Annotated in this window: 15 protein-coding genes and 1 pseudogene; 5 read left to right on the forward strand and 11 right to left on the reverse strand. The window is 44.8% G+C overall.

Annotated features, from left to right (window positions below; genetic code table 11):
* Nucleotides 1-479 (reverse strand): annotated as a pseudogene (locus B4G81_RS07770) (murein L,D-transpeptidase); the annotation flags it as partial.
* Nucleotides 480-688: 209 nt separating this feature from the next.
* Between B4G81_RS07770 and B4G81_RS07775 the strand changes: the two are divergent.
* The 5 genes from B4G81_RS07775 to B4G81_RS07795 all read left to right on the forward strand — a co-directional run bounded on the left by B4G81_RS07775 (nt 689) and on the right by B4G81_RS07795 (nt 6,385).
* Nucleotides 689-1,132, forward strand: coding sequence for a carboxymuconolactone decarboxylase family protein (locus B4G81_RS07775; RefSeq protein ID WP_294081421.1), 444 nt, complete (start codon nt 689-691; stop codon nt 1,130-1,132).
* A gap of 104 nt (nt 1,133-1,236) precedes the next feature.
* The gene (gene pdhA, locus B4G81_RS07780) at nt 1,237-2,346 is read left to right on the forward strand and encodes a pyruvate dehydrogenase (acetyl-transferring) E1 component subunit alpha (RefSeq protein ID WP_294081422.1); all 1,110 of its coding nucleotides are present in this window, start codon (nt 1,237-1,239) and stop codon (nt 2,344-2,346) included.
* On the forward strand, nt 2,343-3,320 hold the full coding sequence (locus tag B4G81_RS07785; protein WP_294081423.1) for an alpha-ketoacid dehydrogenase subunit beta: 978 nt from the start codon (nt 2,343-2,345) through the stop codon (nt 3,318-3,320). Before pdhA ends, B4G81_RS07785 begins: the two co-directional genes overlap by 4 nt.
* 44 nt (nt 3,321-3,364) lie before the next feature.
* Nucleotides 3,365-4,669, forward strand: coding sequence for a dihydrolipoamide acetyltransferase family protein (locus B4G81_RS07790; RefSeq protein WP_294081424.1), 1,305 nt, complete (start codon nt 3,365-3,367; stop codon nt 4,667-4,669).
* 90 nt (nt 4,670-4,759) lie between these two features.
* On the forward strand, nt 4,760-6,385 hold the full coding sequence (locus B4G81_RS07795; protein ID WP_294081425.1) for a hypothetical protein: 1,626 nt from the start codon (nt 4,760-4,762) through the stop codon (nt 6,383-6,385).
* A 37-nt stretch (nt 6,386-6,422) separates the two neighbouring features.
* Here the strand turns inward: B4G81_RS07795 and B4G81_RS07800 are convergent, their stop codons facing one another.
* From B4G81_RS07800 to B4G81_RS07845, 10 genes are all read right to left on the reverse strand, one after another.
* The gene (locus B4G81_RS07800) at nt 6,423-7,316 is read right to left on the reverse strand and encodes a phosphodiester glycosidase family protein (RefSeq protein ID WP_294081426.1); all 894 of its coding nucleotides are present in this window, start codon (nt 7,314-7,316) and stop codon (nt 6,423-6,425) included.
* A 65-nt stretch (nt 7,317-7,381) separates the two neighbouring features.
* Entirely contained in the window at nt 7,382-9,142 is a 1,761-nt protein-coding gene (locus tag B4G81_RS07805; RefSeq protein ID WP_294081427.1) for a hypothetical protein, read from the reverse strand.
* 6 nt (nt 9,143-9,148) lie between these two features.
* A complete protein-coding gene (locus B4G81_RS07810; RefSeq protein ID WP_294081428.1) occupies nt 9,149-10,084 on the reverse strand; it encodes a phosphodiester glycosidase family protein in 936 nt (311 codons plus the stop codon).
* Nucleotides 10,085-10,112: 28 nt separating this feature from the next.
* A complete protein-coding gene (locus B4G81_RS07815; protein ID WP_294081429.1) occupies nt 10,113-11,378 on the reverse strand; it encodes a RagB/SusD family nutrient uptake outer membrane protein in 1,266 nt (421 codons plus the stop codon).
* 17 nt (nt 11,379-11,395) lie between these two features.
* A complete protein-coding gene (locus B4G81_RS07820; protein WP_294081430.1) occupies nt 11,396-14,728 on the reverse strand; it encodes a TonB-dependent receptor in 3,333 nt (1,110 codons plus the stop codon).
* A 163-nt stretch (nt 14,729-14,891) separates the two neighbouring features.
* Nucleotides 14,892-15,887: a FecR family protein gene (locus tag B4G81_RS07825; protein WP_294081431.1), complete on the reverse strand. Its 996-nt coding sequence runs from the start codon at nt 15,885-15,887 to the stop codon at nt 14,892-14,894.
* Nucleotides 15,888-16,051: 164 nt separating this feature from the next.
* Nucleotides 16,052-16,603 carry an RNA polymerase sigma-70 factor gene (locus B4G81_RS07830; RefSeq protein ID WP_294081432.1) on the reverse strand — a complete coding sequence of 184 codons (552 nt, stop codon included), beginning with the start codon at nt 16,601-16,603 and terminating at the stop codon, nt 16,052-16,054.
* 185 nt (nt 16,604-16,788) lie between these two features.
* A complete protein-coding gene (locus tag B4G81_RS07835; protein WP_422662142.1) occupies nt 16,789-18,939 on the reverse strand; it encodes a heavy metal translocating P-type ATPase in 2,151 nt (716 codons plus the stop codon).
* Between the two features lie 75 nt (nt 18,940-19,014).
* Nucleotides 19,015-19,446 carry a heavy-metal-associated domain-containing protein gene (locus tag B4G81_RS07840; protein ID WP_294081433.1) on the reverse strand — a complete coding sequence of 144 codons (432 nt, stop codon included), beginning with the start codon at nt 19,444-19,446 and terminating at the stop codon, nt 19,015-19,017.
* A gap of 35 nt (nt 19,447-19,481) precedes the next feature.
* The coding region (locus tag B4G81_RS07845) for a cation transporter (RefSeq protein ID WP_294081434.1) at nt 19,482-20,211 on the reverse strand (730 nt) is incomplete at its 5' end.

Raw genomic sequence — 20,211 nt, forward strand, 5'->3', positions numbered from 1 at the left:
CGGCCATATCGTACCAGCGTGGTGTCTCCCTCCGCATCATATAGTGGCACTGATTGATAGCGCTCCACACCCTGTTGGTCGGATACCCGTCCATAATCATTTCGCACGAAATCTTTTATGGTTGGCGCTTCCCCGTTTTTATTTTTGTAATTACTTAACACACCCCAGGAACCTCCTTCGGAAACAGCATTCTCCACACGAACTATTTCTTTTTTTATCTTCTCCCATTGAAATTTGCGAACCGTATCCTGATACGGATATTCATCCTCCAGCGTATATTGATCATATTGTAAATCTTTTTTCAAAACAATATCCTCCTGGGTCACAATTTTCTTTTCTTTGGGAATAGAATGAATGGTATCTTCAGGAATGATGCCGATATCCCTGTTTTTGCCTTCATTTCGGCTGTCGGCATCGCATCCTGATTGGGCTAACATAATAATAGAAAAGAAAAGTGCAAAGAGATTTCTTAAGCTCATCGGTTGCGATATTTTAAACTTTGTTCCGGTTTTGTTTTTGTCGGATGGTTTTGTAAGCTATAACATGATTTGAGCGGAGAATGTTCATACGGCCCGAGTTTGAAATCCTTTGCAGAGTGACCCAACTTTTATGTTGCTTTTTTGTTATGTCTATTCAGATTTTTATAATCTGAATAGGTTTACCATTTTTTTATATAAAAATTACAGCAATGACAGAAAGAATTAACATACATGAGCTTGAGCCGGAATCTTACAAGGCTATGATGGGGCTCGAAAAATATTTGAATCAGACCGGTTTGAGCAAAAGTCTGAAGGAGTTGATCAAAATCAGGGCTTCCCAAATTAACGGATGTGCCTTTTGTATTGCCATGCATACCAAAGATGCACTGGAGCTTGGAGAAGACCATAGACGGCTCTTTGCCGTTTCCGCCTGGTGGGAATCACCCTTGTTCACCGAAGAAGAGAGAGTCGCCTTGCAAATGACTGAGGAAATTACATGTATTGCCGACAAGGGACTGACCGAAGAAACATATCAGCGGGCAAAAGGAATCTTTACCGATCATGAAATTGCACAAATCATTGTGGCAATTGGTGTGATTAATATATGGAACAGGTTTGCAGTTTCCACACACATGGTTTTTGAGCGGCTGTAATTGTCTGATTATTCTCATGCTCAAAAACAATTTTTTTGTCGAATTGTTATATACGCAGCGAATAATCACAGCTGAAATTTAAATTCTTTCAAAAAAACAGATAAATGATTCAAAACGATTTACCTGCAATTTTCCGTGACTATAATCCATTAGAAGATAAAATGTTCTCTCTCATCGACAATGATGGGCATGTGATTAATCAGAAATATATGCCTACGCTCGATGATGATACCGTTATTAATGCATATAAACAGATGCATTATGAGCGGATAGCCGATGAAATGGCGATCTCTTTTCAACGCCAGGGACGCATGTATACCTACACGCCCAACCTGGGACAGGAAGCCATACACATCGCAGCCGGCATGCACATCAGAGAGCAGGACTGGCTGGTGCCGGCCTTTCGGGAAATGGGTACCCTGCTGGCAAAAGGGGTGACCATGAAAGAGATGTTTCTTTTTTATCTGGGAAATGAGCATGGAGGCAGTTTTAAAAATGCCAACCATACATTGCCCATTGCCATTTCAATAGGAACCCAGCTACACCACGCTACCGGTATTGGATACTCCGTAAAATACCAAAAAAAGGATGAAGCAGTCTTTACCTTTATCGGTGATGGAGGTACGTCGGAGGGCGATTTCAGTGAAGCGTTGAACTTTGCCGGTGTGTGGCAGGTGCCGGTTGTCTTCACCATACAAAATAACCAGTACGTCATCTCAGTACCGGTCAAGTCACAGACGAAATCGGTCAACCTCGCCGTGAAGTCGGTCGCTTTCGGTATCCCGGGTATCAAAGTGGACGGGAACGATTTCTTTGCGATGTATCTGGCCTACAAAACTGCTGCCGAGTATGCTCTCTCAGGAAAGGGGCCTGTATTGATTGAAGCGTTTACCTATCGGCTGGGAGCACATACCACCTCCGATGATCCCACCAAGTACCGCAAAAAGGAGGAAGAGACAGAGTGGGGGCTGACTGATCCGTTGATGAGACTAAGACGTTATATGGAAAAAAAGGGAATATGGAACATCGATGTGGAGAAACTGACGGAAGAATACAAACAACAGATCAACGGGCAGTTTCTCGATGCAGAACAAAACAAGCATTATCCGCACAACGAGGTGTTTGCGTATATGTATTCCGAGATGCCGGATGATCTCAAGAGACAAAAGTCGGAGTACGAACAATTCTTAAGCTGGAAGGAGAACAGGAGATGAGTGTGATGACCATGGTGAAAGCGATTAACAACGCTTTGGATATCAAATTAAAAGAGGATGATGCTGTCGTTGTTTATGGCGAAGATGTGGGTGTGGAAGGAGGCGTCTTTCGTGTGACTGAGGGGTTACAGAAGAAATATGGTGTGGAACGGGTGTTCGACTCCCCCCTGGCTGAGTCGGGTATCGTGGGTACCGCACTGGGAATGGCTGTCTCCGGTCTCAGACCGATTGTGGAATTACAGTTTGAAGGGTTTACCTATCCTGCCTTTAACCAGATCGCTTCGAATGTGTCGCGGATGCAAAACCGATCGCGGGGAAAATATACGATGCCCATGGTAATCCGTTTCCCCTATGGTGGTGGTATCAATGCACTGGAGCATCATTCCGATAGTCCGGAAGCACTTTACGCACACATACCCGGGCTTAAGGTAGTGATACCCTCCACTCCCTACGATGCCAAAGGGTTGTTGATTTCGGCCATTGAGAGCAACGACCCGGTCGTCTTCATGGAGCCGAAACGAATTTACCGGGCCATCAAACAGGAGGTGCCGGACGAAAAATATAGCCTGCCACTGGGTAAGGCCAAAGTGATCCACGATGGCTCCGACGTCACCGTCGTTGCCTTCGGTGCGTTGATCCGGGAATGTCAGAAAGCCATTGCCATGGCCGAGGAAGCCGGCATCTCGGTAGAACTGATCGATCTGCGTACCATCTATCCCATCGACAGGGAAACCATCCGCAATTCGGTGCGGAAAACAGGCCGGATGGTTGTGGTAGCCGAGGCACACGAATCATTCAGCGTGGGTTCGGAGCTGATCGCCATCACCAATGAGGAAGCATTCCTTTATCTGGAGGCTCCTCCCCGCAGGGTGATGGGCTTTGATACCATTGTCCCGCTGGCACAAGGAGAACAGTATTTCATTATTTCCCCTGAACGTATTTTTTACGAAATAGAAAAGACATTCAACTTTTAATCCGGCTATTGCGGTTTCAACACCATTTAAAAAAAGAAATTCTGATGAGGTATACATTTAATTTCCCCGATTTAGGAGAAGGACTCGAAGAAGGAACCATCCTGGAATGGTACGTCGCTGAAGGACAACAGGTAAAGGAAGGTGACCCGCTTGTACAGATGGAGACAGATAAGGTGGTGGCCGACATCCCATCGCCCAGGCAGGGCATGATTGCACTACTGCATGGCAGCGTGGGCGATGTCATCAAAGTGGGTTCGCCACTTGTGGAGATTGAGACCGAAGCTGTCGGTGGCGCACAGGAAAGCCATCAGCCGGAAGAGAAGAAAGAGAATGTGACCACCGAACCTATTTCCGAGACGGAAGAAGATGCCGGTGCGGTGGTGGGAACCATGGAAGTGGCCGAGAAAGATGCCATAATGCCCGAAAGCATTGAAGGTACAAAAGAGGGTGATGCTTCGTTGAATGTGCCGTCACGCAAAGCCCTGGCTACACCGGTTGCCAGGGCCATGGCCAAAGAAATGGGAATTAACATCAATAACGTGCCGGGCAGTGGCCCCTCGGGAAGGGTGAAAAGCGAAGATATTCTGAATTTCAAAACTGGAATACAGGGAGCTGCTCCCACCCAGCCAGACAAAGCAACGGCAGCTGAGGATGTGACCTACCTGCCATTGACACAGATCCGAAAGGCCATAGCCAGAAACATGATTCACGCCAAACACAATGCCGCCCACATGTCGGTTTTTGAAGAAGTGGAGATATCAGGATTAATGGCTGTGAGAGACCGGTATAAACAAAAGTTTGCCGAAAAGGGGGTTAAGTTGACCTATCTGGCATTTATTGTGAAAGCGGTGGCCATGGCATTGAAGAAACATCCCCAACTCAATTCACAGATCGATACTGAAAATAGCCGGATGATTGTCCGCAACCGTTATCATATCGGCATTGCCGTGGATGCTCCCGATGGACTTGTGGTACCGGTCATACGGGATGCCGATCGCTTGTCGATCTTCCGTATAGCGCAGCTGATCGGAGAACTGGCCGACAAGGCGAGAAAACGGAAGCTGACCATCGATGAGATGAAAGAGGGTTCTTTCTCCATTACCAGCTTTGGATCCATTGGTGGAATTTTTGCCACGCCCGTACTCAATTATCCGCAGGCAGGCATATTGGGGATTGGAAGAATATTGCAGACACCCATCGTGAAAGACAATGAAATTGTGATCGGTCATATCATGCCGCTTTCACTCACCGTGGATCACCGCATTGTGGACGGCGGCGAAACAACCCGCTTTATTTATCATGTAATGGAATATCTTACCGACCCTATCTCATTTTTAATGGAGGAATAGTTTTTTAAAGGAATGCCGATATCATGAATTAAAAAAAAAATTGTAAATTTGTCGGAAGACTATTATTAAATTTTTTACAAATATTTTTTCATGAAACGAGTATACCTTATAATTTTTTCCCTTGTCTTTCTGTGTAACTTTACCCAGATATCCTGTCAGACACTGCCCGATAAAGGGATTCTCCCGGACGAAACCCAGTCAGAATCCAAAAAGGGGACACCCTCTCAGGATGATATCAAAAAATTTATTGCAAACGGATGGGTCCGTTACAGCGATTTTGGAGCCAAAGGAGATGGAAAGACCGATGACATGACAGCCATTGTTGCAACACATCTTTTCGCCAATCAGCATAACCTGACCGTAAAAGGCGACGACAAGGCTACGTACTATATCGGGGCAAGAAAACTGACGGCTGACGTCCGGACAAATACCGATTTTGGTACTGCGTCATTCATGATTGATGACACCCACGTGGAGGACCGGAACGCACATATTTTCTCGGTCAACTCGGGCAAACAGTCATTTAAACCCGCCAACATTACTTCATTGAAAAGAAACCAACAAAAGTTGGATATTTCACTGCCAGGTTCTTGCCTCGTGACTGTAACCGATTCCAACGTAAAACGCTATATCCGATACGGCGCCAATCAAAACAACGGCTCTGCACAAACAGACGTGTTTGTTGTCGATAAAAACGGTGTAGTGGATGCAAATACACCCATCATCTGGGATTTTGATCAGGTTACAGATATTGTTGTGCTTCCTATTGATGAAACGGAACTGACCATTACCGGTGGAAAATTTACAACCATCGCGAACAGGGAAGATTCGAAATACAGTTACTATGCCCGGGGCATCGCGATTAAGCGATCCAATGTGATTGTGGATGGACTGGAACATCGTATCACCGACGAAGGGGAGCATGGTGCACCCTACGGTGGTTTCATCAGTATCACGAACTGTGCCCATATCACGGTGAAAAATACAATCCTGACCGGCCATAAAGTATACCAGACCATCGGTTCGGCCGGGGTGCCAGTCTCCATGGGTACCTACGATATAAATATCAACCGGGCATTGAACATCACATTCGAGAATTGTAGCCAGACGAATGATATTAACAACTCTGCTTACTGGGGGATCATGGGATCCAATTACTGTAAGAACCTGGTATATGATCATTGCACCTTCTCCCGGTTCGATGCCCACATGGGTGTGGCCAATGCCACCATCCGAAATTCAACGCTGGGACATCAGGGAATAAATGCCATTGGCAGCGGAACTTTTATTGTGGAGAATTCTACCATACGAGGAAACAATCTTATTAACCTGCGTTCCGATTATGGCAGCACCTGGGAAGGTGAATTTATCATCCGCGATTGCATATTTGTACCCCGCAGTGTGAAATCAGGAAGCGTGAACCTGATTGGCGGATCCAATTCCGGTCAGCATGATTTCGGGTATACTTGCTATATGCCGGAAAAAATTACCATAGAGAATCTTAAAATTGAAGATGCCGGCCATCCGGAGACTTATATGGGTCCCGCCATCTTTGCAAATTTTAATAAGCAAATGGTGGATGAGACGTATGTGGAAAAATATCCATATATCATCACGAAGGAAGTCATCCTTAAAAACGTGACCGCTGAAAGCGGCAAACCTTTAAGAGTAAGTGATAATGGTTATATGTTCAAAGATGTGACTATAAATCGATAACGATTCTACGGTAGGCTGGCTGATATCCGGTTTGATATTATAAATTCGAAATCACGACAATCCCATTGGCTACTGCCCTTTCACCGCTATAGTCGGAAGGGCGGTTCCTGATGTCAAACCTGTCATCTCTGAAAGCGGGGAAGCGGCGTACGAAATAGGTTGTAGATCCACCGCCATCGAGATTAATTGCATTATGAGCACCCAAAGCTTTCAGACACATAGCCAACTCTTCGAGGGTCATCCCATTTGAATAGGGAACATCTCTGCCATCAACAGCCAGGAAAAACACCCGGGTGCTATCCGCCGTTATTCCCACACAGGTTCTGGGTTCTACAGTTTTATTGGATTGGGATAAAGGAACTCCGTTCTTCAGGAGAATGGCCCCACCACCTACCACTTCCTGCAATTGCAGGCTTGAAGATACCCCGGGATACTCCTTGTTTGTACCTGCCAGCGCTTTTTTATCTTTCGTTATGGCAAAAAAGCCCCTGTTCCCTTCGTCGTAATTCGTTTTTAATATTTGTCCATTGCGATGCAGCACTCCCCTGGGAACACCCGTTTTCATATCATAAAAATCGGCATTTACCCCCGCCCATACAACGTGACCCACGCTGTCCATTGATGCGGCCTGCCGGGTCATCTGTTGCATGCCGTAACTATTTCTTCCATCGGGCATGGTAACTTTCAGGGATAGGGATGGTTGTTGCAGATCCACCTCAAGAATGAATATTTTCATCGCCTTCCCATTCGTGGCCTCGAAAGCTATTTCGGTACTTTTTACGCCATCCGTAACCCCATAATTCACATCGGAATAAATTGCTTTTATCAAACCGGTATACTCCGACAGCACTTTTGATTTTTGTGCATAAGCTCCAATGCTGAAAAATAAAGTAATAATAAATAAAAAAAAAGTGATATTTTTTGATTTCATAGTAAACATATTAAAATTGGGAGAGCCGTTTTTGGCTCTCCCGGAATGATATTGTATTTATGGCATTACTTAACGCATGCACCCATTGTCTTTTTCCCTGTCCGACTTAATCCGATCTGGTCCTTCGTGATGATCAACTCATCCACAGGAGGATTAAATCCTTCACCGAGTGCTTTCAGTTCTTCGCTGGTCATACCGTAAATCTGTGCCGGATTGTTGCTTCCCGTAAGTAAACAGGTATTGGTTTTTCCGCCGTTGTCAGCCAACGCTTCGATCATGGAAGCAGGATCGAAAGATAAACCGGGAATTGCATTGTTCTCGGCCCCGTAAATAGTGCTTCCAAAAAGTGAGTTTCTGAAGGTTGCCGGCTGATATCCTTCCACAGCACCTCCATTACCCGATACAATTGAGTTATGAAAGTTTATTACAGAGCTGGCATGCCCCTCATATCCACCATGATTGGTCAGGGCTATATTACCTGTAACCGTGCAACTGATCAGATTCAGCTTTGCTTCATTACCTGAAGGCCCGTGAATAGCCACTCCTGCACCAACGCCCCCCGTGTTACCATGAATGGTTGTATTCACCATCACAGTCACTGAGTTTTCTCTGCCATAGAATCCTCCTCCTTTTCTTGTGGGATGAGAGCCAAGTAGGTTGTTGTTGTTACCTGAAATCAGCGAATTATAAATGTAAGTGTACGTGGAACTGGTGGAATTAAAACTATAGATACCCCCTCCCACACCGGTGGTTCCGTTGTTAATAACCTTGGAGTCGATTAAATACAAGGTGGAGGCATCCACAAAAATTCCTCCTCCGTTGGAACTTGTGGTAAGGCCACTGTTGTTCTGCACGGTAGAATTTTCCAGTCTTACTGTGGCTCCTCCAAATATATACATTCCCGCGGCATGAACTCCCGAAGAGTTATCGGTTATATTACAATCAATCATCTTAACCACCGATTTGGCCACGATCACGCCTCCTCCATAGTATCTGAAATAGTTGGCACCATTGACAGCTACGCTACCTGTTCCACTTGCCGCAGCACGTCCATCTCTGATGGTCAATCCTTTTAATGTGACTTTTTGACCGTTCTCTGCCGGGGCAGTAATTGCCATGGCGTGATATACTTTATCGCTACCCAGCATACCGCTTAAAATCGTTTCATTATTTACCGGATCGGATGTTGATCCTTCCGCTGCATTGGCAGGATATCCCCCTATCAGGGTTATGTTGCTGTGTATTTCAAACGTTTTATCCTTGGAATCATCGGCTTTTCCATTCGCGATGGTTCTTGTGGGATGGTAGATCCCTGCTGCCAGGTGGATAAAATCTCCACGGACAGCTTTATCCAGCGCTGTTTCGAGTGTGGTTGCGGTAGCCCAGGATTTGCCATCGGCATTGATTTGTCCCTCCGATTTTACGTAATAATGTTCAATCAGATCACTTGCTTCGCTGGGTGCCTGCGTGATCTTTATCATCTTTTTTTCATCGGAGGTAATCCATAATGCGATTTCTGTTTCGCGGACAGCCAATGTTCTGTTGATAGTAATTTTCACTGTCAGCACCCCACTTTGTATGTTTTGCGCTCCCTCCAGCGACACCCATGTATCTTTGGCTTCAGCCCTCCATGGGAGGTTGGACGAGATATTGACAGAAAATTCGCCACCTTCTTTGGGTACGTTTATTTCATTTTGATCCATGGATAATTCGGGATTCTTCGGATCAAAATAAGAATCATTTATGTCTTCAGAACATGCGACTAAGGCAAGCATCAAAAAACTGAAGAATAAAAGATTGATATATTTATTGAATGCTACTTTCATCTTGAACTAATTTTTGGAAATGATTACTACTCCGTTTGCCACCGCTCTCTCCTTACCACCATTATCGGAAGGCCAGTTTCTGATCGTAAACCTGTTTGCTGAGAAATCGGGTGTATTTCTTACAAAAAATGTAGTGGAACCGCCCCCATCCAGATTGATTCCGGTGGATGCTCCCAAAGCTTTTAAAACTGCTGCTAGCTCCTCCAACTGCATTCCTGTAGAATAAGAAAAATTCCGTCCATCTACAGCCAGCACATACACCTGCGTGCTGTCTGCTGAAATTCCGACACATGTCCGGGGTTCCACTGTCTGGTCGGTTTGGGAAAGGATATTTCCTTCACTCAGTAATGAGGCTCCTCCACCGACTGCTTCCTGTAGTTTCAACCGCTTTACCACTTCAGGATATTCAATTCGGGTAGCAACCAGTGCTTTCTTTTTATCCGTCAGGGCAAAGATACCTCTGTCTCCGCTATCAAAACTAGTCTTCACAGCCACGCCATCGCGATGCACGGGACCACGTGGAATACCGGTGGACATATTGTAAAAATCGGCATTAAACCCTGCCCACACCTTCTCATTTTGACTATCCATGTAAACAGCCTGTTCTGTCATCGTTTGCATCCCGAAACGATTTATTCCGTCGGGCATGGATACTTTCATGTTCACAGAAGAGTTGTTGAGATCGACTTCGAGTATAAATATTTTCATCGCAGAGCCCTTCATGCTTGTATAAGCTATTTCCGTAACCTGTACCCCCTCTGTTACTCTGTATGTGCTATCAGCGTGTATCGCTGCAATCAGGTTTGTATTCTCCACCAGTTTGATTCCTGCAGGAGTCCGGGGAACAGCTTCATAATGATTGTTGTAATCTACACTGTCGTCGCAGCTGCCAATGATGGCTACTGCAAAGAATATCCATATAAATAGTTGAAATTTTTTCATTGTATTTCGTCTTTAGTATACCACAATATTAATAGCCCGGGTTGGGAGTTAAATTTGGATTGTTCTGAAGCTCTCTACCCGGTATGGGATGGAGAACCTGATGAGGCAAGATTCCCAATTTCTCAACAGCTACGCCCGTTCTCACGTAATCGTGGTACATAAAGTTCTCTCCAACCAATTCACGCACCCTTTCGTCGAGAATCAGATTCAGATATTCACTGGAATTTGCAGCTGTGACAGGTGCCAGACCTCTGAAAACCCTTAGTTCGTTTAATCGTGCAATACCGTTCCCCAAACCCTGTGCTTCTGCACTGATCAGGTACATCTCGGCAATGCGTGAGATAATTACGGGATCACGTCCGGTTTGACCGCTTTCATATTTATTGATCGTGGTACGGCCTCCGATATTTATCAGCGTGATATCTCTTCTATTGTCTTCATCGGCAAAAAGTGCGATGGTAGCATCTGTCGGCTTATAGGACCCCTGCCCTTTATTGGGATGATCATACGTATAATACAGATCGCTGATGTTGATGGATGATTCTTCCGTGCGGTTTTCAAAAGCGAAAATAATTTCCGTGTTGGCTTTTTTTCGGAAAATCTTGTCGAAGCTATCCAATTTATATTTCCCTTTTACAATCAAAGATTCTGCATATTTCGCCGCATTGGCATAATCTCCGCTGCTAAGGGCCACCCTGGCACGCAAAGCTATTGCCGCATCCTTTGACACATAATAATAGGATGTAGGTGCATCCGTCAACAATTTGGTTGCCAGTTCCAAATCTTGATCAATAAAATTCCATACTTCTCCCAGCGTATTTCTTGACACTTTCTCCAACGTATTTTTCTCCAAAATAGGAACCCCTCCCCAGCGTGTAGCCAGGCAGAAATAGATATAGGCTCTAAAATAAAGCGCTTCTCCCTTGATAAGCTGGGATTGCACTGTAGAGAACCTGTCGGTCACTTCAATCACGGTATTTGCCTGAAAAAGAGCATTGAAATAGCCATCCCAGCTGCCCTGGATATACGCATTGAGTGGACTCAACGTGTTGTTTATAAGGTCTCTTGCGCTCCCCGTCGTGGTTTGAATGCCTCCACCCAACAGATCGTGCATCATAAAAGCACGTACGCCGGGCTTGTTTTGTACAAAATTATACATACCGATTCGCAATGCAGGTAAGTCTCCTTCAGTAACCGCCTCCGGTGGAATGGCCGATCTGGAATAGAGATCCAGATAATCGGCACACGATGAAAATAAAAGTATACTCAGGAGAATATAAATATAAGTCTTCATATCATTCTTTTTTCAGATTAAAAATTAAGATTGACCCCAAAACTAAAGACCCTGGGCTGGGGTACTCCCAAAGTTGCAACTCCAAAGAATCTTGGATCCATATTATCACTGGTTTCGGGATCCCATCCGGTATATTTTGTCAGAATAAACAGGTTGTCTCCCTGAAGATAAAGTCTTAATCCGTTTACATCGTATCTTTCTAAAAATTTCTTTGGCACATCGTATGCAAGGGTCAGGCTACGGAGACGGATAAATGAGCCGTCCTCCAGAATTCGCGTTGAGTTTCTTGTATTATTGGTATCACCAACCACGGATCTCGGATACTTATTGGTTGTTCCGGGACCAGTCCATCGCCGGTCGACATATTTCTGCATTACCGCATTGGTATGTCCTACTTTCGACAGGTCGTTCTGCCACTGTGCGAATACGTTGTTACCGTACATATAGGTAAAAAACATATCGAACTGAAAATTATTGTATCTGAAACTGTTATTAAATCCTCCAAAGAAATCCGGATTGGAAGAACCTGTCACCATCCGGTCACTGTCGTTGATAATCCCATTTCCATCTACATCTTTCCATTTCACATCGCCCGCTCTCACTCCCATGGCATATTGCTCTGCGGGTACTTCACCGTCGTATTGATAAATACCTTCCTGCTTGAAAATGTAGAAGATCCCAAGCTCCTGGCCTACTTGCAATGCCCTGTTGCCACCAATCGATATGGGATTATTGTGATCCAATAAGCGGGTTATTTTATTGCTGTTATGGGCGATATTAAATTGGGTGAGCCAATCTACTTTATTGATGTTGAAGTGTGTATTGAGCGTAAACTCGATTCCTCTGTTTTGCATGGAACCAATGTTTGTGAGCGTGTTGGTCCTACCCGTAGTGGCATGCATCGGCATATCATAGAGCAGGTCGGTTGTATTTTTCTGATACAAATCGACCATGGTGTTTATCCTCCCTTTCAGGAAAGACAAGTCGAAACCGATATCATACTGGTCGGCCTTCTCCCAGGTTACATCTACGTTCCCAAAATCATTGTTACCAGTTGCTATACCGCTCACACCACCATAGTTATTTCCTCCGGAAAGGAACGACTGGTAAGCGTAACGTCCGATGCCTTCCTGATTACCGGTTCTCCCATAGCTCATCCTGAACTTGAAATCTATGTCGGATTCTTTCATGAACTCCTCTTCCGACACGTTCCATCCCAAAGAAAGAGACGGAAACCATCCCCACCGCCTGTCTCTGTGAAACTTGGAAGAACCATCCGTCCTCAGCGTGGCCGTAAGAATATATCTCTCTTTGTAAGCGGTAGATGCACGACCAAAGTAGGACTCCATCGCGTAGGCTACGTTGTTCCCGGAATGTCCGGCAATTTCAGCGGCAACTCCGATTACATCGAACGATGGACTTGGAAATCCTCTGCCATCCAAGTTGATATCCCGATGCCCTATTTTTTGAAACGAATGACCCAGCATGCCGTTGACCGAAAAATCACCAAACATGTCCCGATAATTCAAAACATTGTCTATCATTATGTTGGTTATGGTTCTGTTATAATCCAAAAGGCGACCTACACCTGTTCCGTAAGGATGATTTTCGTTGTAGTAGGTATAGTCATAGATATTCAATATATCCGTGTTCAGTGAGGTTTTGAATGTGAGAATATCCTTGAATTTAAATTGGGTATAAAATGTACCCAGGAACCGCAGGTTCTCCAGATATGCAATTTGTTCATTCAATATCTGCATGGGATTATGAAACCTCAGATCATCCGTTCCTCCCACGTAATATTCTCCATTTGGTTTATAGGGACGGGCGAATGGTCTTTGCAGGATTGAGCGTCCAATAATTGTGGATCCCAGACTTGCTCCCGGTACCTGATGATTTTTCATATAATTACCCGAAGTGTTAGCTCCTACTTCAAGCCAGCTATTCATTTCATGCGAAATTTTAGCTTTCAGGTTAATTTTCTCCATCTTATTGGTTCTGATAATCCCCGTTTGATGGGAATAATCAGCTCCTACATAAAATGTTGTTTTCTGGCTGCCGCCTGAAAAAGATACATCTATCTTCTGCATTTTACCGGTTTGTGTGATTAGGCTCATCCAGTCGGTATCCGGCATATTCCCAAATGGGTTTTGCAAGTATGTTTTATAATTCGGATCCCCTACGCTCAGTCCGTACTGCTTATTATAATTATCGACTCCCTCGTTGTATTGCATCAGATATGTTTCTGAATCAGTTACTTTAAGTTTTCCCCTATTTGGAAATTGTGAAATGCCGGTACTATAATTGATTCTTATATCAGACCTGCCTGCTTTTCCAGATTTGGTTGTAATTACAACAACCCCGTTGGTGGCTCTGGATCCATAAATAGCTGCTGAGGCCGCATCCTTGAGTATACTGATTGATTCGATATCACCCAGGCTGATGCCTGCCAAAGAGCTCATCGACTCACCAAAATTAAACAGGTTGGCATTATGATCTGTAATAGGAATGCCATCAATCACATATAGCGGCTCATTGCTGGCATTTAATGATGCCATACCGCGCACACTGATTTTCTCCCCGCTCCCCAGGTTCCCAGAACTACTGCCTACAGACACCCCGGCAATACGTCCGTCCAATAATTGGGTGGGGCTGTTGATTTGTCTCATATTCGACTCATCGACCGATAATTTACTGATGGCGCTGGTAACCAGTGAACGACGTTCTGTTCCGTAGCCGATCACCACAACCTCATCCAATGTTTTCGAATCTTCCTGCAGAATAATCTCTACCACGGTATTATCGTGGCTGTTTACTTCCTGTGGAAGATAGCCGATGTAGGAGATCTGGAGGGTGGCGTTTTCCTTTACCTGAAACGAGAAATTTCCATCTATATCGGTTACCGTTCCATTGACGGTTCCCTTTTCTATGATGTTAGCACCGATGATGGGTACACCCTCTTTATCCACAATCCTACCGGTTATATTCTTACTTGCCGGCGGCTGTGCAACCACGGGAGCTTTGGTGATGATGATGTGATTTTCCTTTACACTGTATGTATAATCGCTATCTTTGAACAGTGCGGTCATTATATTGGCAAGGGAACCGCTTTTACGGGGTAGGGTAACCGTTTTGTTTACATCGATTATTTCGCGGTTATAATCGACCGACATGTTGGTCTGTTTTTCTATTTCGGAAAAAGCAGTTCTGAGTGTTAACCTGTTATTGGAAAGAGAAACAGATTGCCCCCAGGAGGATTGTGTCTGGAAGAATGAAAAGGCTATAAACAGAAACAAGAACCGACACAAATAAATTGTCCTTATTCTGTTTTTATTCTCATTTATTTTCATAATTTTGTAAACTGATTGTTAGTACTTTATATAATTATCCTTGTATTTACTCCATGGATATAAACGATGTATGGTATTTAACGATTTCAACCCGGGAAGCCTGCGCTACAAGCTTCCCGGCTCTTTTTCCCATGCGCATTTCTCCTTCTCTCAATCCATCATATTATTCAATGTAAATCGCATTCTCTTCTCTGTGCCATTTTAATCCCGGATTCAATGTTTCCAGAATGTTTAATACCTGTTCCACATTTTCATAAGGCGTATATTTTACCGAGAAACGTCCTCCTCCGTACTTTCTCACATCATACTGAATAATAACATTGAAACGTCGCTCCACCGTGTGGATTATCTCCTCAAAAGATGCATCCTCGAAAACAAGGTAACCCTCCCTCCATCTTGAAATAAGTTCAGCATCAACCTGTAATAACGAGGTTATTCCCAGACGGTGATCATAAACAAACTGTTCGTTGGGATGAATCACTTCCGACAGATTTACTTTTCCGGTGACACCTACTCTGACCAACCCTTCCTCAAGGGTAACTGCCGTACTGCCCATATCTATATATGATCGTACGTTGAATGTGGTTCCCAGAGCCTCTATCTGCATATGTTGGGTCTTCACGATAAAAGGTCGTTCGGGATCCTTTTTAACCTGAAAAGTAGCTTCTCCATTCAGAAATAAATGTCGATTCTTCCCGGGAAGGTTATCAGCATATAATAACATAGAACCGGCATTTAGCCATACTTCAGAACCATCCGGTAAAAGAATCTGCTTCATCTCTCCGTCAGGTACAATATGTTCTACTATTTCCGTTTTTGGAATGGTTGATTCAAAGTTATCACGCACGATCCAATAGGTGGTCAATCCACCTATGACAGGCAAAATCAGAATCGAGGCAATACGAAGCAGACGGCGCGATAACGACAGATGGCTGGATTTTTTTTCTTTTCTTATCCGTTTATTCATTTCCTTCAAAGCCAGTAAAGTACGTGCATTGGCTTCTGTCGTTTCTCGTTCCCACAATTCCTGAAGCACATCGTCTTTTAGCTCGCTATCTTCTTCGCGGGTAAGCCACTGCTGGAATTTAAGAAAAGTTTTTTGAGGAAAATCATTCTCAAAAAAACGGAATATCAGTATGCGAATAAAATTTTTATCCATTTTATTTGTTCACTGCCTATGGAAAGATTTTTTCAATCGGGCCGATTTAGTCTTTATAATGGTAGACAGGCATTCAGCGGGAAACGCACAAATAAAATATTTTTTAGAAAAAATAACGAAACGATGCAGGTTGGTTGTGCACTACAATGCAGTTCTTGTTATTGTTAAAGAAAGAGGAGAGAAACATATTGAAGTGCTTTTTTTAAATCGGTCAGCGCGTTGGAAATGTGATTCTCAACTGTCCGCTTGTGAATACTCAGGCGGGAAGCAATCTCATCACTCGAAAGCCCTTCTTTCCGGCTCATCATAAAAATACGTTGACGTTGCAGGGGCATTTTCGAGATTACCAAGTCGATCAAAAGAGAGAGATCTTTGGCAAACAGTTCTTCTTCCGGCTCATAGGTCTCAGATTGGTTTAAACGACTGAGATTGTATTTTTCCTTTACAAGGTTGTGTTCGTATTGGTTATAAATCATATGTCTTGCCATGGTGAACAAATAAGCCTTAAATGACTTGACTTCTTTCATGGCCGTGCGATTTACCCACACTTTATAAAATATTTCCTGGGCCATATCATATGCTTCTTCCTCATTTTTTATGAAACCCGATAAAAAATGATAGATCTTCGGATGATAGGTAAGGAATAGTAATTCGTAAGAACGATGATCACCCTTTGATAAATTTATTAAGTGTTTTGCCTCAAGATGCTTATCCATGCAAAAACATTTCACCAGCTGTTATTACGCAATTTTATTTTACGTTACAAAGATGGTTATTAAATGTTACATAACCGTTAAGAAAATATTACATTTTAATGTGCTTGATCTTTTATACAACAAAAACATCTAATTTCAACAACTCTTTTGCAAAGATGCAGAAATACTATAAAAAAACAAAATATCTAGGATAATTTTAACGTCATTGAGTTGAGCGCGACCACAATGGTACTGATGGACATCAGTACGGCTCCCACGGCCGGACTCAATATGATCCCTACCGGAGCCAGCACGCCTGCTGCGAGCGGAATGGCAATGATGTTATAGCCTGCTCCCCACCAGAGATTCTGCACCATCTTTCGGGTTGTATTCTTTGCCAGCGAGAAAAAATGCAGGATGTCGGATGGGTTGCTTTTGACCAGTACCACATCGGCCGAATCAATGGCCACGTCTGTTCCTGCACCAATGGCCACTCCAATATCTGCCCTGGCCAGTGCAGGCGCATCGTTTACCCCGTCGCCCACCATCATGACCGGCTTCCCGCTATGTTGCCAGGATTGAATGAGTTTTTCCTTGTCCTGAGGCAGGAGTTCTGCGTGTACTTCGGTGATGCCAACCTGTGATGCCACGCTCTTGGCGTAATCTTCATTATCGCCCGTGAGCATTACAGGCGTAATGTGCATCCGTTTCAAACCATCCACAGTGGTTTTGGCTTCTTCCTTAATCTCATCGCCTTGTGCGACAATACCGGCCACTTCATTGTCCACAATCAGATAACTTACCGAGTTCCCTTTCTGAGCCAACTCCTGGTATCGATTGTTGTCGTAAGACAGATTGTGCTGATCAAGATAAGCTGGTTTTACGATCAGCAGCTGCTTGCCTTCTGCCGATCCACTCAGACCGGTGCCACTGATGACCGTTACATTCTGAGGTGCCGGAAAGCGAATATTCCGCTTTTCCGCTTTTTCCATAATGCCGATAGCCAGGGGATGGTTGGAATGGCTCTCCAGCGATGCCATCAGGCGCAAAACTTCGTCGTTGCTCCACTTCTCGGATAGGGACTCAACAGCGGAAACACGAAAATCTCCCTCTGTGAGTGTGCCGGTCTTATCCATCGTGACCACCGCGATCTCTTTCGACTTTTCCAGTGCAACCCTGTTTCGGATAAGCAGGCCGTTGCTCGCACCCAGTGATGTAGAACGGGCCACTACCAGCGGTATGGCAAGCCCGAGTGCATGGGGACAGGCGATGATCAGTACGGTTACCAGCCGCTCAAGTGCGATATCTACATTTTTCGTGAGCAACAGCCAAACGACAAATGCAATTACACCCACCGTGACGGCCACGTAGAACAATGCTCTGGCCACTTTATCGGAGAGTGTCTCTGAGCGCGATTTCTCCTGTTGCGCTTCACTGACAAGCTTCATCACCTGTGCAAGGAAACCCGATTCACCGGTACCTGTCACTTCAATCTTTATTGTACCGTTTCCGTTCACGGCCCCTCCAATCACTTTATCACCCTTGGTCTTCTTGACTGCTTTGGCTTCTCCAGTCACCATCGATTCGTTGACAGTGGTGTTCCCTTCCACAATTTTACCATCTGTGGGGATTTTTTCTCCGGCGTTGACGATTAACAGTTGCCCGATCTGGATTTGTTTGAGATCCACATCGGTAATATTACCATGCTCATCTACCAGACGAGCGCTTCCCGGAAGCAGTTCTGCCATCTTTTGCAGTGCGTTGCCGGCATTGCCTACTGCTCTCATCTCAATCCAGTGTCCCAGCAACATGATGACAATCAGGGTAGCCAACTCCCAGAAAAAGTCCATCCGGTGCTCGGCATCCGGGAAGAAATGATTCGAAATAAAAGCATAGACGCTATAAATGTATGCCACCGTAATACCCATTGAGATCAGGGTCATCATGGCGGGATTCTTTTCCTTCAACTCCATTTGGGCTCCTTTCAAAAAAGGAGTACCGCCATAAAAGAACAGAATGGAGGACAATACCAGCACAACCCAGTCTGATCCCGGAAAAGAAAACTGAAATGGTAGTTTCTCACCCATAAAAGTGGACAGCAAAATGATCGGGATGGTGATGATGAGAGACACCCAGAATTTCTGCTTCAGGTTTCCCATGTGTGCCATATGCCCCAAATGTCCGCCGGCATGATCGTGCCCTTCATCACCCGTATGATTCATGTGATCATGTGTCACGCGTGTATGGCCGTGCATATCGTGCCCTTCATGCATTGCATGATGGTGCATCTCGTGTTCATGATGGCTGTGTGAATCATGCACATGTTTTCCGTCGTTATTCACATTTGTGTGTTCCATTTTTTTTCATATTTAAACAGGGGGAAATATCCAAACGGGATATTCCCCCCTAACCAAAAAAATCTATTGCATTAATTAATTTCTGTATTTGCAACATTCGGGCAAGGCATTGTACGCTGCCTGGTCGGCCTTAAACTTGTCGGTGTCGTGACCGGCTTTGGCTACGGCCTTTGCAATGTTGTCGGGCGATGTTTTCTCGGGATCGTAATTCAAATGCAATACTTGTTTCTCCATCTCCCAGCTTGCAAATGAAACGCCTTCCACTTCCTTCGCCGCTTTTTCAATGCGGTCCTTGCACATTTCACATTTTCCATTCACATTGAGCATGGCATGTTCTTCGTGGGCACCACCGGCTGTCATGTGATCCGTTTCGTTGTGTTGGGTGCCCGTTTCCATGTGTTCCATTTCATTATCTGGTGCTGAATTGTTCTTGCCGGATGATCCTGAGTTGCAGGCAATGAATAAGAGTGTACTCAGTGCGAATGTTGCTAAAATTGTTGTTTTCATCTTTGTTACAGTTTAAAATTTTAATAATTTGATTGTTAACCTCTGTATTTGCAGCAAGCAGGCAATGCATCGTATGTTGCCTTGTCTGCCTTATATTTATCGGTATCATGTCCTGCTTTGGCAATGGCTTTGGCAACAGCATCTGCCGATGTCTTTACCGGATCAAAATTGAGATGCAACTGTTTTGTCTTGATGTCCCAACTTGCAGAAGTGACACCACTGACAGATTTTGCTGCTTTCTCAATGCGATCCTTGCACATCTCGCACAAACCCTGCACCGCCAGCATCGCATGCTCACTGCCCGAAGCCGCGGCTTGCATGTTGTGACCCTCATGTCCCGTGGGGGGTGCTGTACTTGCTGGAGTGGCCCCATTCATTGTATGCCCCTCGTGCCCCGTTACTGCCCTTCCTGCTTCATCGTTCATCATGCTGCGTTTCCCTGCCAACTGTGCACTGGCATCGATGGTAAATGCGCCATTGGTCACAATCTCTTCTCCGTCGTTGATGCCGGACAATACCACATAGGCGTCACCGAGCGACGGTCCCAGTTCTATTTCCCGAAGCAGGAAGGCGGGTGTCTCGGTGTCGGGCTGTTTCACGTAGACGATGGAACGCTTTCCTGTCCAGAGGATGGCCGACTTGGGAATAACAACCTCATTGTTATATTGTTTAAGCGGAGCGTTGATGAGTGCGTTGGCATACATCTCCGGTTTTAGCTCCATGCCGGGATTGGCTGTCTCTACGCGCACTTTGGCGGTACGTGTG

The organism is Proteiniphilum sp. UBA5384, assembly GCF_002410825.1.
Lineage (GTDB): Bacteria > Bacteroidota > Bacteroidia > Bacteroidales > Dysgonomonadaceae > Proteiniphilum.